The sequence below is a fragment of the Lederbergia citri genome (genome assembly GCF_018343625.1).
Taxonomy (GTDB): domain Bacteria; phylum Bacillota; class Bacilli; order Bacillales; family Bacillaceae_C; genus Lederbergia; species Lederbergia citri.
This window is the reverse complement of sequence record NZ_JAGYPG010000004.1, coordinates 258525-274427: the sequence shown is the minus strand read 5'-3', so window position 1 is coordinate 274427 and position 15903 is coordinate 258525. Positions and strand designations below refer to the sequence as shown.

Below are 15903 nucleotides of genomic sequence, written 5' to 3'. Positions count from 1 at the left end.
AAATGGCACATCTTTTTTATTAACTCAAAGGTGTGTAATATTCATACACATATGGATTTTCTGGCTCGTCAATCTTCTCTATGTTTGTAATTTGGAGAAATGGCAACTCCCAATCGTTCATTGTCGTGGTCGTTAACGTACCGCTCGCCCGTACCCATTGATCCTCTTCTATATGATCTTGCTTCTCTATCGTTGATATGATTCCATATACAGAAGCATCGGCAATACAACAAGATACTCCAAACCGCGCAACAACAAATTGATCTTTTTCAAAGTCTGGCTCCTTATAAACAAAACCGACAATCTCAATTTCTTTGCCAATAAATAAACTAGGATTTTCATGAAGTATGTTCAAAATTGCAAGATATTGATCATCGTCCACTACAACTTTATCGCTATGTAACAGCTCATTTTTTAACTTTTCTTGATCTTCGGATGTCATAATCCTTACATCGCTGCCATCTTGATTCGTTCCAAGTCCACTAGTTCCGTCCGCATTTCCATTTCCTGCTTCGCTTCCCTCTACCCCATCTTGAGATTCCGATTCAATTCTTTTATCTATATCAGCCATATATTCTTCTGGATTATCTAAATACTCTTCTGCTAGTGAAGTATCTAAGGAATTATCAGTATTCATCTCTGGTGGTTGAGTATATAGACTAGAGCCGTATTTTATCCCCCTCTTTGCAGCTACCGAACTATCAAGGGTCGTAATCGGAAACAATAGTCCTGTCAGTACGGGCAATAAAAAAATGGAATAAATCAAAATCGATTGTAAAGGCGAACCATTTTGATTATGGTCAAATCCGCAATTACAGTAAAGTTCTTCTTTATTCTTTGACCCGCTTCTCCAAATTTGAATCACACCCAAAATTAATAAAACAGCGATAGAAAAATAAGAAAACGGGACCATTTTTGGTGCTATAAAGCTTTGGATATTACCGGTTACAATTAGCTTAAACAGTAATAGAAAAAAACCGATCAAAATAATTCCACGCAAGTAAACATGAAAACTGTAATCCCGTTCTTTCTGCATCTCTAGCACCTCACAAAAACCAATATTGATAGATTAAAATCACCGCGTAAACAGATACCGTTACAATAACCATAAAACCGATGACAAATTTAGCCCGAAAGTATGCAAACATCATGATCGTATTTTTTAAATCTAGCATCGGACCATATACTAGAAATGCAAGAAGCGAGCCTGTGGAAAATGTATGTGCAAACGAGGATGCTACAAATGCATCGGCTTCCGAGCAAAGCGATAAAACAAACCCGAAACCCATCATAATAAGAGGAGATGCTGTGTCACTCGTACCCATGCTAATTAATACATTTCTGTCAAAGAACGTCTGAAATAAGCTTGCGATCATTGCTCCCATGATCAAATATTTGCCCATATCAAAAAACTCGTCGCTAGCATGGAAAAAGGTCGATTTGAGTTTATTTGTCTCTTGGCCGATTGATTCAACAGGTCTATCCAACAATTCATTTGTTGTCCACTTTAAATGGTCACGATTCCGGAAAAAAGCATAAGTAAGCCCTCCGATTACAATCGCAAGAACAAACGCCAATCCCATTCGAGCATAAGCGATGCTAGGAGTAGTCTGAAAAGCATAATACGTCGCTGCAAAGACAATCGGATTTAATATCGGCGCCCCTACGATAAAAATAACCCCAATATGCAATGGCATCCCTTTTTTTATGAGTCTTCTTACAACTGGAATAATGGCACATTCACAAACAGGAAAGATTGCGCTTAAAATTGCCGCAGGGACAATAGCAATTAAAGGATTCTTAGGTATATATTTCTGAACTGTTTCCTCTGCTACAAAAGTTTGAATCAATGCTGAAACGAATACACCGAGTAATACGAACGGCAAAGCCTCTAAAATAATGCTTAGAAAGATCGTATTCACATTTAATAAGCTTTTGGGAATTGCACCTTGTATTTTTGTGAACTCGGCAAAAAGAAATAAAAAGAGTAGTGTTCCGATAAGCAATAACCCTGTCCCTTCTTTAAGCCAAGCACTTCCTTGTCCCCGCATAATCAAACACCAATCCTTGTCATTTTTTTACTTAGTTACTACTATACTAATTGCTTCCAATGGTCATGAATTTGATTCTCTTCTAATCCCATTCCAATAAGAATAATGACAGGTTGACGATTTAAAGACTGAGGAACTAGGGAAAATGTCACCTTATTTGAAGCATATTGAAAACTGTACAATTGCTTTGATCCTTCTATTTCAATAATTCCCTTTCCCCGCAAAACATTGGGAGGCAGTTGCTTCAACCACTTTTCAAATATCTTTTGCTTTAGTGTTGGAACATTCTCCAACTTAATTGCTTGAACGGTTGAATGATGATGATGTTGATGATGTGAATGATCGTTTCCATGGCTGTTTCCAATAAATACGGATTGGATTCGCTTTTCAAAAAGAATTTCTGGATCTAATTGTCCATACACACTTTCGATCATTACTTTACCTTGTCCAGCTATTTTCGTAATTTTTTGTTTGATTTTCTCGAGTTGCCCTGAAGGAACTAGATCCGTTTTATTTAATAATAACAGGCTTCCACATACGGTTTGTTCCTTCATCAAATTGCGAACTTCGGCGGAACTTGAAAAGATGCTTTGATACTCTAAATAATGACTAGCATCCAACACAGTAATAATTGACATTAATTCAAACTGATCTAAATATTGACTGCTTAATAAAACTTCTTGAATTTCAAGGGGATTAGCCACTCCGGTCCCTTCAATAAATAAAATGTCCAAAGGCTGCTCTTCCATTTCTAACATTAGCTCGTCAATTGTTTCTTTTAAATCATCTTGGATCGTACAACAAATACAGCCGTTTAGTAATTCAAACACTTTTTCGTTTTCGAATAAATGGCTCTCGACATTTGCTTCCCCAAGTTCATTTAGAATGATACCAGGCTGCCATCCCTTGTTCTTGCAATGTTCAAGCATCTTCAACAAGACAGTTGTCTTTCCACTCCCTAGAAAACCACTTAATACAAAAACAGGAATCCTTCTCTCGTTTTTCATAGTATCACTCCTTTAAGCTTGACTATTTATTCGATTATTGATAACTATTCTATGATTGTATCCTAGCATATTATCACATTTAATATATTACTAATTAAAGTTTAATAATTACGTTGCTTAATAAACCCTGTAAACATAAGGGTCTTTCGGTTCCTCAATTTTTTTAAGTTTATTCACTTTTAAGATAGGAATGGTTTTTTTGAAAGGCTGATAATAGATAGAATCCATCGTACCTTCTACCTCCAACCATTCATCATTATGAAATGTTTCTCCTTGTGGCAGTTCAAGAAGCATTCCAAAGACACCAGAATCAGCGACACAGTGAATCATTCCAAACCGAAATAAGAAAACTTCGTTTGTTTCTTTATCAACGTATGTGAATCCTTTAAAACCAATTGTTTTCCCAATAAAGTATCCAGGATTTTTATAAATAGTTTCCATCCCTAAGAGGAAATCCGGGTCCTTTAATATTAGTCGATCTTTATTTCCGAACTGCCCCATTGCTTCCTTCATCAGTTCATCGAAACCTTCCTGACCGTAAAAGATACTCGTATCGGGTTCAAGAAATTGATGGGTACTATATGGATCATGATCATTATACACTTCAAAATTAAATCCTTTTGCCGCTACAATATTGGAATCCAAAGTGGCGATGGGAAGTAATAATGCCGATAAAATCGGAAAGATGAAAATGGGATAGCTTAGTTTTTCTTTCCATGACTTCTCTTCCTGAGAATGGTCGATTCCACAACCACATATATCGTTCAACTCCTCGTCGTCTTTCCCATCTCTCATCGTGAGATATAACTGAACGAGCATAAAGAAAAGAAAAACAAAGATTGCAATAAAAGATAGGGATGAATACTTCAAATTAATATATTTTGAAATATTACCAGTCGCATGTAAATGCATAAACAGGAATGAAAAGCCAAGCAAAATCCAGCATCGAAGCATCGAGCAAATCTCCCTTCTCTATAAATTAGGTATTAAGAGTGAACCTAAGAATACTAATATAGCTGTATACATAAATAAGAAAAAGACGAACTTCGTTTTGAAAACTCCGAGCATCATTAATGTATTTTTAATATCAAATTTTGCTCCGAACACTAAAAAGGCAATCAATGCACCTGTTGAAAATGTGCTTCTGAATGAAGCGGCAATAAAAGCATCAGCAGATGAACATAGTGACAATATATAGGCTAAGCCCATCATGACTAAGGATGAGGAATATTCCCCATGACCAATTGCTGTCAATGTAGATGTTTTCATAAAAGTTTGTACAGCGGCAGCAACCAGCGCACCTAGTATTAAATACTTCCCTACCGTGAAAAACTCATCAATCATATGTTTTAACGTACTAAGAATCTTTTTACTCTTTGCAACATTTCGTATAGGAACTTGGCGTGTCAGCATATGCTTTAATTGTGAATCCTTGAATTGAAACGAAAGGATAAATCCTACTAACAATGCAACCATAAACGAAAGTCCACCGCGGTATAATGCCATCTTCCAACTATTTCCGAATGCAACATACGTAGAAAATAATACGACTGGATTGATGACTGGTCCAGTAAGCATAAATGCAACTGCTGCATGAAGAGGCACCCCTTTTGCCATTAATCTGCGGGCAATCGGAATAATCCCACATTCACAGGCAGGAAAAATGGCTCCCAGTGATGTAGCCGATAAAACAGACAGAAAACGATTTTTCGGAATCACTTTTGCCAGCATCTCATCCGTTACAAATACTTGTATCAATCCGGAAATAATGACAGCTAACATAATAAAGGGTAATGATTCTATTAAAATACTAATAAAAATAGTATTGAATTGTAGAAAAAGTTGACTGGACATAATTTTTACTCCCTTAAAGATTCAAATCTATGCTTATACTATTAAAACAAAAATTATCTAAATAACAAAATGTGATTTTTTTCCGATACTAAAGTTTATCATTCATATCAGAACAATAAAAACATAAAATAAAATTATCCACTTGCCAATTTTATTTTTTTATTATACGATACAAATCGTAATGATTACGATTTAAGAAGGGAGATACATATGGAAAAAATACCTGTTACTGTGTTAAGTGGATATTTAGGAGCTGGAAAAACAACTGTCCTCAATCAGATTTTACATAATAGAGATGGCCTTCGTATTGCTGTCATAGTCAATGATATGAGTGAAGTTAATATTGATGCAGATCTTATTCATTCTGGAGGTTTTCGAAGAACGGAGGAAAAACTTGTAGAACTCCAAAATGGTTGTATTTGTTGTACATTACGTGAAGACTTAATGATAGAAGTTGAAAAATTAGTTGAATCAGGAAATATCGATTATATCGTAATTGAATCAACGGGTATAAGTGAGCCGATTCCCGTCGCACAAACGTTTACCTATTTGGATGAGGAACTCGGAATAGACCTAACAAGCAAATGCAGACTGGATACAATGGTCACAGTCGTAGATGCTAATCGGTTTTGGACAGATTTTTCTTCTGGAGAAAGCTTACTTGATCGTAATATTGGAACGAATGAATTTGATGAAAGAGAAGTTGTTGACTTATTAATCGATCAAATTGAATTTGCCAACGTCATCATTTTAAATAAAGTCGATCTTTTAGAAAAGGCGGATGCGGAAGAACTTTCACGAGTACTGCAAATCTTAAATCCTGATGCAAAATTAATCCAAACATCGTTCGGAAATGTCCCCCTAAAGGACCTAATAAACACACAAGCTTTTGATTTCGAAAAAGCCAGTCAAGCAGCTGGCTGGATAAAGGAATTAAATGAAGAACATATCCCAGAAACAGAAGAATATGGCATTTCTTCTTTTGTTTATAGAAGAAAACGACCATTCCATCCAGAAAGATTGAATCAATGGCTAGAGGAATGGCCAGTAGAAGTTATTCGTGCAAAAGGTTTTTTCTGGCTTGCAACTAGAAATGATTGGGCAGGACTCCTTTCACAGGCTGGAACATCTATTACTGTTCAAGCTGCCGGTCACTGGATTGCGGCATACCCAGAAGATGAGCGTGCCATCATTTTCAAGGAAGAACCGGAGTTATTGGATAATTGGGATGCCACATACGGTGATCGAATGATAGAGCTCGTATTTATTGGAATAGAAATGGAGAAGAATTTAATTGAAAGTCAGCTTGACGAATGTTTATTAACTGACGATGAAATGCTTTCAGACTGGAGCAAACTAAATGACCCTCTTCCCACTTTCACATCATACGCATAATACGACTTGCAAATCGTAATGATTACGTTTAATATATTCAAAGTGTAATAAATTCATATATGATAGTAAGAATCTTTTAGATCTCTTTAATAAAGAAAGGAACTTTTTTATGAAAATAAAATCTATCTTTTTCGTGATATTTTTGATCACTTCTGCTCTATTAGGTGGATGTAATACAGATTCATCAGCTAAAACTGATCAATCAGAAAACAAAAATAATGAAACTAAGCTAACTGTTTATACAACGATATTTCCGATTGAAGATTTCACCAAAAAAGTCGGCGGTAATCATGTAGAAGTAAAAAGTGTTTATCCTCCTGGAGCAGACGCTCATTCGTTCGAACCAACAATGAGAACGATGATGGATATAGCAGATGCAGATCTTTTCATTTTTAATGGGGCAGGTCTCGAACCTTTTATTAATAATACAAAAAGTTCATTATCAAAAGAAAAAGTTAAGATGGTAGAAGCTTCAAATGGAATTGATTTTTTAAGTGGCCAAGATGATCACGACCATGGGCCTGACGAAGCAGATCACGACAATGCAAACGCTGACGAACATGATGATCATGAACATGCGGATGATGAGCACGATCATCATCACGACAAAGATCCTCATATTTGGTTAGATCCTATCCATGCAATTAAGATTGCTGAAAATATTAAAGATGCACTTACTGAGGCAATGCCTTCAGCGAAAGACGATTTTGAAAAAAACTTCCAAGATGTTAAACAAGAACTAGAACAAATAGACAATGATTTGCAAAAGACAGTCGATGCTGCTGACCATAAAGAAATTTTGGTTTCTCATGCTTCCTATGGATATTGGGAACATCGATATGGCCTTAAGCAAATTAGCATTTCTGGATTAAGTCCTGAAAATGAACCATCTCAAAAACAGCTGCAAACCATTATAGAAACAGCTAATGAGCATCATATTTCCTATATTATTTACGACCAAAATCCAGTAACAAAAGTTGCAGATGTTGTAAAAAAAGAGACAGGAACTACACCTGTTACATTGCATAACTTGGAATACATTACAGAAAATGATCTAAAGAATAAAGAAGATTACTTTAGTATAATGCATAAAAATATAGAAACTTTAAAAAAGGTTTTAGCGAATTAATCCAAAGTGTATACTGCTTTGGATTTTTTTGTTGCTAAGGAAATTATAAAATTGACTTTGTGGACAACTTTCAAGGCGGGAAGTTTTCGTCCAGCTCCAGCACCTATCGACTAGCAAACTTCTTGTCCTTCTCCCTACGATAAGTCAACATCAATTCGTCCTATCGGACTCATCGTGTTTCCTTTATCTCAGTCGAAGGCCCTGAAGTTTCTACGTCGATGGACAGGCGCTTGCGCTTTTGTTCACTCTACATTTGCTTTCCTTCCATTGCTTGGTAAAATAAATAAGTAAATAAATTGCTAAAGGAGAATTGCCATGACCAAATTTCAAGAAACTCTTGAAAAGTACGCAGACCTCGCAGTTAAAGTAGGCGTGAATATCCAAAAAGGACAAACTCTTGCCATTAATTCAACAATCGATAATGCAGAATTTATTCGCTTAGTTGTAAAAAAAGCGTATGAAGCTGGAGCTAAAAACGTTGTTGTCAATTGGAATGATGATGTCGTTTCTAGACTTAAATATGACCTTGCTCCAGATGAAGTATTCAATGAATACCCGATTTGGCGAGCCCGCGAGGTAGAAGAACTTGCAGAAAACGGCGCTGCTTTCATGTCTGTCGTTTCTTCAGGCCCTGACTTAATGAAAGGTGTCAATCCTGAGCGAATCGCGAATTTCCAAAAGGCTGCAGGAAAAGCAATGGAAAAATATCGCCAATACATACAATCCGATAAAGTAAGCTGGACTGTCATCGCTGCTCCATCTAAAGATTGGGCTGCAAAGGTATTCCCAGACGCCGCTCCAGAAGAACAAGTTTCAAAACTTTGGGATGCCATTTTTACAGCAACTAGAGCTGATTTGGATAATCCAGTAGAAGTATGGAAAAAACATGATGAAACACTTCATGAAAAAGTGGACTATTTAAATAATAAGCGTTATAAAAAGCTTCACTATACTGCACCAGGTACAGATTTAACAATCGAATTGCCTGAAGGCCATCTATGGGCAGGCGCAGGAAGTATAAATGAACAAGGTCATGAATTTATGGCAAATATGCCAACTGAGGAAGTTTTCACTGTTCCACATAAAGATGGTGTTAATGGTTATGTTTCAAGCACAAAACCATTAAGCTATGCTGGAAATATTATTGATGAATTTACAATCACTTTTGAGAATGGTCGGATTGTAGATGTAAAAGCAAAAGAAGGCGAAGAAATTTTAAAGAAGCTCGTTGAGACTGACGAAGGCTCTCACTATCTTGGTGAAGTAGCTCTAGTCCCACATAACTCACCGATTTCCCAATCAAACATTTTATTTTATAATACATTATTTGATGAAAATGCTTCGAACCACCTTGCAATTGGAAGCGCCTATGCATTTTGTTTAGAAGGCGGTAAGAAAATGTCACAGGAAGAACTTGCTAAAAACGGCTTAAACTCCAGTATTACGCACGTCGACTTCATGATTGGATCAGCAAAAATGGACATCGATGGCATTACTGATGAAGGTGTAGCCGAGCCAATTTTCCGAAATGGAGATTGGGCGTTTTAAGACCACCTGCCTAAAAAAAGACGTGAAATGTTCTAATCAGTAATAGTTTTACACGAAAAAAGAGTCTGGGAGGAATAATTTTCCAGACTCTTTTTAATTAATATTGAAGATCAGTTTCCCAACCGTTATTTATATAAGCATTTTCAATTTCTTTAACTGCCACAGTCACATCATCGAAATTATCAGGTTCATTCAAAATCGCTTCAACCAGTTCACCATAATATTCCTTCCGTTCCCCATCAGTTTGTTCATAACCACTCGCTGTTTCAAATATTGCAACATATTTTCCTTTGAAGACAAGGGTGTTATTCCAGCTTTTGAAAAGAATGGATCCATCAGGATTACATCTAATTCTTCTCATCCCTTTATCCATTGAGCATCATTCCTCCCCGAGAATGGTTAATGGTAGTTGTACATACTTTGACGACTATAACATTGGGAACAGAATACATATTTTTATGAAGTTAATATACCCTGTTTTTTTCCTAATAAACCTCCGTTTCTACATAATGCTATCTAATAATCAAACAGTGGTATACTAATGAAACAACCATAGTTATGAGGTGAGTTAGATGGAACAGCCAATTACAAAATTTATGAAAGATACAGTTACAATCAAAACAAGTCTCGTTTTTCCACCAGATGCCAACCATCTTGGAACGCTATTTGGAGGAAAATTAATGGCATACATTGATGATGTCGCATCGATTGCCGCTATAAAATTTGCTCGAAATCTTGTAGTTACTGCATCTACTGATTCCGTTGATTTTATTAAACCCATTCGCATTGGTGATGCAGTGACATTAAAAGCAATGGTCACATGGACTGGAAGAACATCTATGGAAGTTTTTGTAAAAGTAACATCGGAACACTTGTTAACGGGTGAAAAATCAATTGCGGCCCTTTCCTTTTTAACATTTGTCGCCTTAGATGAAAGTGGTAAACCGATACCGGTTCCGCAAGTTATCCCTGAAACGAAGGAAGAAAAATGGTTGAATGAAACAGCAAACTCACGAGCAGCCCATCGCAAATTACGAAAACAAGAGAGTAAGGATCTTGCTATATTCTTTTCTAATAATTTGAACAACGAATAAGCTGCCCGAAAATGGCAGCTTATTTTTCTCTTCTATTCATATAGACTTACCGATATGTCATTAAATACTTTAAATATCGACTGCATGATATCGAACTTTCATTATGATGTATAACGATATATTGCAATTTATGAACGGGGGCCCTCTGGGGTATATGTGTTATATGAGCCAAATGTTTAAAAGTAGGTCTTGTGACGGAGTTTGTCAGAAATGCTGATCGAATGCTCCCTTGCTTTCTCTTTTCATTTAGCAATTGAATCATATGCCAAGCAGTCCTAATTCCTAACCCATGACCAAAAAATGTTCCATCTTCTAAAACAACGGCATTTTCCCCCCTCCACCAAGAAGTGTCGGGATCAACGTCCGGATTATTAAAATAGACAACATCACCTGGTAAAAATTGTTCAGTGTGTATGGTATGTATGCCAAGATCAGGATCAAAATGCCAGCTATATAAATAGATGTTTTGGAATAATTGATTAAATACATTCTCACCGATACTTTTTAGAGTGGCATGATAATAGATAATTATCATTGCCGTTGCGCATTCAAACGCATAAAGCGAGCTATTCCTATAGATGTCAAGAATGGCTTCAGATGGTTTTACACCTTTCTTTAATTGAAAACCACCAGCAATCGTCAAATTCCAATAACCAGGATTACAGTAAGATTCTTCAAAGGGTTCAAAATGTGAATCACCTTGATCCATTTCCCTGGCACTTTCTACGATATTTTTTCTCAATTTGAGTTCAAATGATAGCTCATCTATGGATTGAAACGAATAAACGACCGAATCATTTTGCATTCCTTGAATTATGACTCTTTCAATACTACTTAGTGGCAACTGGCCACTTTGTTGAAATGGTATTCCCGAAACTGTTATCAAACTCTCCCTCCTTCCAGAAATATCGTATAAACTATTACCTATTTTATTTTTACTTCCTTTTTATATGTCTTATCTTCCTTTTTCACTACGTACTTCTTTACAGAAAGGTTAAGTTTTTATAACAGCATTTGTTGGTCTCTTTTTCCAGACCTTCTTATATCAATAGGTTTAGAGCTTTCCTTTGTAACATTCCTTCATCTTCCAAATTCTGTTACAAGCAATCTGTTAAAAAATTGTCTATACTAATGGAAAACTGTACATAATTATATGTTCGGAAAAAATGAAAGGAATGGTAACGAACATGTTTTCTAATTCTGAAATTGGGATTGATTTAGGTACTGCAAATGTACTTGTATACACGAAGAACAAAGGGATTATTTTAAATGAACCATCTGTAGTAGCTGTAAATACAGATACGAAAAAAGTCTTGGCAGTTGGTGCTGAGGCGAAAAGCATGATTGGAAAAACACCTGGCAATATTGTTGCGGTAAGACCACTGCGAGACGGAGTCATAGCAGACTTTGATATTACTAGTCAGCTTTTAAAAGAAGTGATGAGAAAAGCGGGAAAAAATATCGGTTTTGCATTAAGGAAACCAGATGTAGTAGTTTGTACACCATCAGGAGCTACTTCTGTTGAACGTCGAGCTATTCACGACGCAGTTAAATCATGTGGTGCGAAACATGTGCATCTGATTGAAGAACCTGTAGCAGCAGCAATTGGTGCTGATCTTCCTGTAGAAGAACCTGTTGCGAATGTGATTGTTGATATTGGCGGCGGTACAACTGAGGTTGCCATAATTTCATATGGCGGCGTTGTAACGTGTAACACTGTTCGGATTGGTGGAGATTTATTTGATGAAAATATTATCCAGCACGTCAGAAAAAATTACAATTTATTAATTGGAGAATCCACGGCCGAACAAATAAAAATGGAAATTGGCTATGCTTTAATTGAGCATCCGGAACAGTTGATGGATGTAAGAGGGAGAGATCTCGTAACTGGATTGCCGAAAACTGTTACTCTTAGTTCCTATGAAATTCAAAATGCTTTGAGAGAATCATTGCTTCATATTTTGGAAGCCATTCGTGCAACATTGGAAAATTCACCAGCGGAATTAAGTGGAGACATCGTTGATCGAGGAGTTGTCCTAACTGGCGGCGGCTCACTATTAAACGGATTACAAGAATGGCTAAGCAATGAAATCATCGTTCCTGTCCATATTGCTCCAAATCCATTAGAATCAGTAGCAATCGGGACTGGACGTTCTCTAAAATTTATCAATAAATTACAAAAAGCTTCTAAATAAGGTGATGCCCCTGAGTGGATATTTTAGACTCAGGGGTTTTTGATTTAATGGCTCCTAGGAAAGATCCGAATTTGCGCGCAATAATTAAACGACTTTTGTAAGGCTGACAATTCAATCGGACAGAGAACTATGTTTTCCTGCTGGAACGGTCTCTTTGAACCCTCCAATCGGACAGGGAACCTCTTTTTCCTGATGAAAAGGGCTATTTAAACCCTCCAATCGGACAGGGGTCCTGGTTTTCCATTATAGCGTGTCCTTTGAATGATTCAGTCGAACGCCAAGCCCTTTTTACAATATGACCAGCTCTTCGGTGATTTTTAAAAAATAAAAAGGTTTCGTTCTCGATTCTATTGACTCGAGAACGAAACCTCATTTTAAACTGGTTCGCCTTCCTTAACTTCTTCCTTTTTCATTTCGTATGCTAAAGCATCAATACTTTCGCGAACATTATGTTTTCCGGATAGGTTTTCAAGTAGTTCCCTAACATCGATTCCGGAAGAGGCTTTCAATGACTCTTGCATTGTTGCCATTAAATTTGTAGCATATCCAGTTACTTTATTGGCGCCCCCTTCTCCATTGCTGCCAGTATCGACGACAGTAATTTTATCGATGTTGCCAAGTGGAGCTGCAACTTGCTTCGCGTATTCAGGAAGCATTTTTAAGACCATGTCGAGTACGGCTGCTTGACCGAACTTTTCGAAGGCTTCTGCTACTTTTTGTTTCGCTTCTGCTTCAGCAAGACCTTTTAAACGAATAACTTCAGCTTCTGAAACCCCTTGAGCTCTTTGTGCTTCGGCTTTCGCCACACCATCTAGACGCACACGTTCAGCGTCCGCTTTAGCGGTTGCCTCTACGCGATACTGATGCGCATCTGCTTCAGCCATTTGCTTCACTTTTTCAGCATTAGCAGCTTGCTCTACCGAATAACGATCAGCATCGGCTTTTTTCTTAACTTCTGCATCATATTGTAGTTCACGACGCTTAATTTCTCTTTCCTCAAGCTCGATTTGCTTTTGGCGCTCAATGATTTTAATTTGCATTTCATGTTCCGTAACTTCCTGCTTGGCACGTGCTGTTTCAAGATCGTAAGCTTGGTCGGCATTCGCACGAGCCATATCTTGTTCACGGCGGAATTCAGCCATTTTCAATTGATTTACTTTTTCAGCTTCGGCGATTTCTGTAGCACGTTCGAGCTCTGCTTTTTTCGCTTCTTTTGCAGCTTCTGCACGCTTAATGCGCGTTTCCTTATCTGCTTCAGCCGTTGCGATATCTGCATCACGCTTTACTTGGGCAATACGCGGTTTACCAAGAGAATCTAAATAACCATTTTTATCGCGAACTTCTTTAATTGTAAATGAAACAATGACTAGACCCATTTTCGCAAGATCTTGGGATGCCACACGTTGTACCTCTTGTGAAAATTTATCACGATTTTTATAGATTTCTTCAACGGTCATGGAACCAAGGATGGAACGCAAATGTCCTTCCAAAACTTCCTTCGCTTCCGTTTCACGATCTTCCTTTGATTTACCAAGAAATTGTTCTGCTGCTGTTGCAATTTCACCTATGGAACCACCAATTTTTATAATTGCTGTTCCATCAGCCATAACTGGAACACCTTGTTCTGTGTATACTTCAGGAGTTGTCACCTCAAGCTTACTTGATAATAAACTTAATGGCTGTGCTTGTTGGAAGACAGGCAATACAAATGTACCACCGCCACGGATGATTTTTATTTTATTTCCAGCATCATCCACGTGTACATTTTTTCCTCCTAAATAACTCCCTGTCACGATTAATGCTTCATCTGGTCCTGCTGTTCGATATTTCGAGACAAACACACCAATTAAAGCGATAAGAATAAAAAGAACTACACCACCAACAATCAAAAATTCAACTGGCATATATTTTCCCCCTTAAGATTATTTAAAATTTGGTTTATATGGCATTACATATAAAACTCCATTTTTCACTTCAATAACAAGTACTTCAGAGCCTTCTGGGATTGGAGTATCTTCAAAACTTGCAGCAGGTTTCGAGATCATCCCGCTGTAACTTTCTATCACCACTTCGCCAAATCCTTGTTGTGGGATGGATATAATCGCCTTTCCCACACGCCCTTCAAGCGATTTTTCTGTATAGCTTAATGATTGTTCCGCAGACTTCATTGGAACGAGTACGAATACATTTAAAAGTACATCCAGTAATGCTGATACAATAGCTGCAATTGCCATAATGAGGAAACTATTAAGCGTTGTAGCTTTCTCTAAAATATATCCCCCTGCGGAAAAAAATGTTATAAAGGCCAATATTAATACAGGGTTTAAAAAATCAGTAGCTTCCCCTACTCCTTCCAGAACGTCACCAAAGAATAAATATAGAATCGTTAAACTTCCGGAAATAATAAGTAAAACAAGATAGATCGTTTCAATCGACATTCCAAACAATGTCATATCCATCATCCCTTTACATTGTTTTATTTGCCTAACAATGCGTATCCGCTTTTATCTTCCCCCTTCCCTATTTATTACGTTATTCTTGTAGATAAAGTTTCATATTTCTAAATCTTTTTCAGAGGTTATTCCTTTTTTGTTTGATCATATTTTTGTAAAATGAAATAAAGGAGTTGAGGAAATGACATTACTATCAGAAATTCTGGAGTATAACAAAACATTTGTCGATGAAAAATTATATGAGCAGTATACAACAACAAAATTCCCTGATAAAAAACTTGTTATCTTAACATGTATGGACACACGTCTGATTGAGCTTTTACATAAAGCCATGAATATGAAAAATGGCGATGTCAAAGTCGTAAAAAATGCAGGAGCGATTCTCTCACATCCATTTGGTAGTATTATGAGAAGCTTGTTGATTGCGGTTTATGAATTGAAGGCTGATGAAGTGTATGTTATCGGACATCACGATTGTGGAATGAGTGTAATTGATGGGGAAAAAATGTTGGAAAAAATAACAGAACGTGGAATCGACAAAGAAACATTGGACATTATTAAAAATTCCGGTGTTGATCTTAACAAATGGCTTGAAGGATTTGACAGTGTTGAGGATAGTGTTAAACATAGTGTGGATATGATTCGAAATCACCCGCTCATGGCAAATGAAGTTCCCGTTCACGGATTAGTTATTGACCCCGAGACTGGTAAATTGGATCTTGTGGTAGATGGATATAAGCAATAAATTGTTAAAGGTGGAGCCATTTTAAAGGTCTCCACCTATTTATTTTTCTTTTCCTTCTTTTTATCCTTATGTTCCTTACTTCCAGCTTGGAGTTCATAAAATTTCACAGCATTTATGTCTCCCAATTCCATTCCAAATTCTTCTTTATGATTTCTTTGTTGCTTTTTATTCATGGCCTTTTCCTTTTCTGCCAATCTTAGAATTGCGGTTTGCACCTTTCATTGGATCTTCTCCTTGGGCAAATTCAGCTGTATAATCCGATTCCTCTATGTTTTTCTTTGGCGTTTTAGCATACTTTTCAACTGCATTTCTTGCTGCCTTTCTTTTCACCATCAAGTCATCACTCCTATAATGATTAAATCAGCATTATTTTCCTCAAAATCTATCGTTTTATCCATAAAGAAATGTAGTTTTTCCAAACAATTTATTTCA

General features: G+C 36.8%; 17 protein-coding genes. 6 read left to right on the top strand and 11 right to left on the bottom strand.

Annotated features, from left to right (window positions below):
- Positions 1–19 precede the first annotated feature (19 nt).
- The 5 genes from KHA97_RS20925 to KHA97_RS20905 form a co-directional block, all read right to left on the bottom strand.
- The gene (locus KHA97_RS20925) at positions 20–1036 is read right to left on the bottom strand and encodes a TIGR03943 family putative permease subunit (RefSeq protein WP_213126735.1); all 1017 of its coding nucleotides are present in this window, start codon (positions 1034–1036) and stop codon (positions 20–22) included.
- A 10-nt stretch (positions 1037–1046) separates the two neighbouring features.
- A complete protein-coding gene (locus KHA97_RS20920; RefSeq protein ID WP_213126734.1) occupies positions 1047–2051 on the bottom strand; it encodes a permease in 1005 nt (334 codons plus the stop codon).
- A 41-nt stretch (positions 2052–2092) separates the two neighbouring features.
- Positions 2093–3058, bottom strand: coding sequence for a CobW family GTP-binding protein (locus KHA97_RS20915; RefSeq protein ID WP_213126733.1), 966 nt, complete (start codon positions 3056–3058; stop codon positions 2093–2095).
- 117 nt (positions 3059–3175) lie between these two features.
- Entirely contained in the window at positions 3176–4012 is an 837-nt protein-coding gene (locus tag KHA97_RS20910) for a TIGR03943 family putative permease subunit (RefSeq protein WP_213126732.1), read from the bottom strand.
- 18 nt (positions 4013–4030) lie between these two features.
- A complete protein-coding gene (locus KHA97_RS20905) occupies positions 4031–4912 on the bottom strand; it encodes a permease (protein WP_213126731.1) in 882 nt (293 codons plus the stop codon).
- Positions 4913–5122: 210 nt separating this feature from the next.
- Between KHA97_RS20905 and KHA97_RS20900 the strand changes: the two genes are divergently transcribed.
- The 3 genes from KHA97_RS20900 to KHA97_RS20890 all read left to right on the top strand — a co-directional run bounded on the left by KHA97_RS20900 (position 5123) and on the right by KHA97_RS20890 (position 8984).
- Positions 5123–6307: a GTP-binding protein gene (locus KHA97_RS20900; protein WP_213126730.1), complete on the top strand. Its 1185-nt coding sequence runs from the start codon at positions 5123–5125 to the stop codon at positions 6305–6307.
- A 109-nt stretch (positions 6308–6416) separates the two neighbouring features.
- Complete coding sequence (locus KHA97_RS20895; RefSeq protein ID WP_213126729.1) at positions 6417–7436, top strand: metal ABC transporter solute-binding protein, Zn/Mn family; 1020 nt, start codon at positions 6417–6419, stop codon at positions 7434–7436.
- Between the two features lie 315 nt (positions 7437–7751).
- Complete coding sequence (locus KHA97_RS20890; protein ID WP_213126728.1) at positions 7752–8984, top strand: aminopeptidase; 1233 nt, start codon at positions 7752–7754, stop codon at positions 8982–8984.
- Between the two features lie 97 nt (positions 8985–9081).
- On the opposite strand, the gene KHA97_RS20885 is transcribed toward KHA97_RS20890, so the two are convergent.
- Positions 9082–9357: a hypothetical protein gene (locus KHA97_RS20885; protein ID WP_213126727.1), complete on the bottom strand. Its 276-nt coding sequence runs from the start codon at positions 9355–9357 to the stop codon at positions 9082–9084.
- 199 nt (positions 9358–9556) lie between these two features.
- On the opposite strand from KHA97_RS20885, the gene KHA97_RS20880 reads away from it, so the two are divergent.
- Positions 9557–10078, top strand: a complete 522-nt coding sequence (locus KHA97_RS20880) for an acyl-CoA thioesterase (protein ID WP_213126726.1) — start codon at positions 9557–9559, stop codon at positions 10076–10078.
- Between the two features lie 46 nt (positions 10079–10124).
- Here the strand turns inward: KHA97_RS20880 and KHA97_RS20875 are convergent, their stop codons facing one another.
- Positions 10125–10964, bottom strand: a complete 840-nt coding sequence (locus tag KHA97_RS20875; RefSeq protein WP_213126725.1) for a protein-glutamine gamma-glutamyltransferase — start codon at positions 10962–10964, stop codon at positions 10125–10127.
- Positions 10965–11265: 301 nt separating this feature from the next.
- Between KHA97_RS20875 and mreBH the strand changes: the two genes are divergently transcribed.
- Positions 11266–12273, top strand: a complete 1008-nt coding sequence (gene mreBH, locus KHA97_RS20870; RefSeq protein WP_213126724.1) for a rod-share determining protein MreBH — start codon at positions 11266–11268, stop codon at positions 12271–12273.
- A 374-nt stretch (positions 12274–12647) separates the two neighbouring features.
- Here the strand turns inward: mreBH and KHA97_RS20865 are convergent, their stop codons facing one another.
- Both KHA97_RS20865 and KHA97_RS20860 read right to left on the bottom strand, forming a co-directional pair.
- On the bottom strand, positions 12648–14177 hold the full coding sequence (locus KHA97_RS20865) for a flotillin family protein (RefSeq protein ID WP_213126723.1): 1530 nt from the start codon (positions 14175–14177) through the stop codon (positions 12648–12650).
- Positions 14178–14195: 18 nt separating this feature from the next.
- Positions 14196–14726, bottom strand: coding sequence for an NfeD family protein (locus KHA97_RS20860; protein ID WP_213126722.1), 531 nt, complete (start codon positions 14724–14726; stop codon positions 14196–14198).
- 181 nt (positions 14727–14907) lie between these two features.
- Here KHA97_RS20860 and KHA97_RS20855 point away from each other — a divergent pair, with 181 nt between their 5' ends.
- The gene (locus tag KHA97_RS20855) at positions 14908–15471 is read left to right on the top strand and encodes a beta-class carbonic anhydrase (RefSeq protein WP_213126721.1); all 564 of its coding nucleotides are present in this window, start codon (positions 14908–14910) and stop codon (positions 15469–15471) included.
- Positions 15472–15506: 35 nt separating this feature from the next.
- Here KHA97_RS20855 and KHA97_RS20850 read toward each other — a convergent pair whose 3' ends face one another.
- Positions 15507–15644: a hypothetical protein gene (locus KHA97_RS20850; protein ID WP_213126720.1), complete on the bottom strand. Its 138-nt coding sequence runs from the start codon at positions 15642–15644 to the stop codon at positions 15507–15509.
- Positions 15637–15804: a hypothetical protein gene (locus KHA97_RS20845; protein WP_213126719.1), complete on the bottom strand. Its 168-nt coding sequence runs from the start codon at positions 15802–15804 to the stop codon at positions 15637–15639. The genes KHA97_RS20850 and KHA97_RS20845 overlap by 8 nt, the downstream gene beginning before the upstream one ends.
- Between the last annotated feature and the right edge of the window lie 99 nt (positions 15805–15903).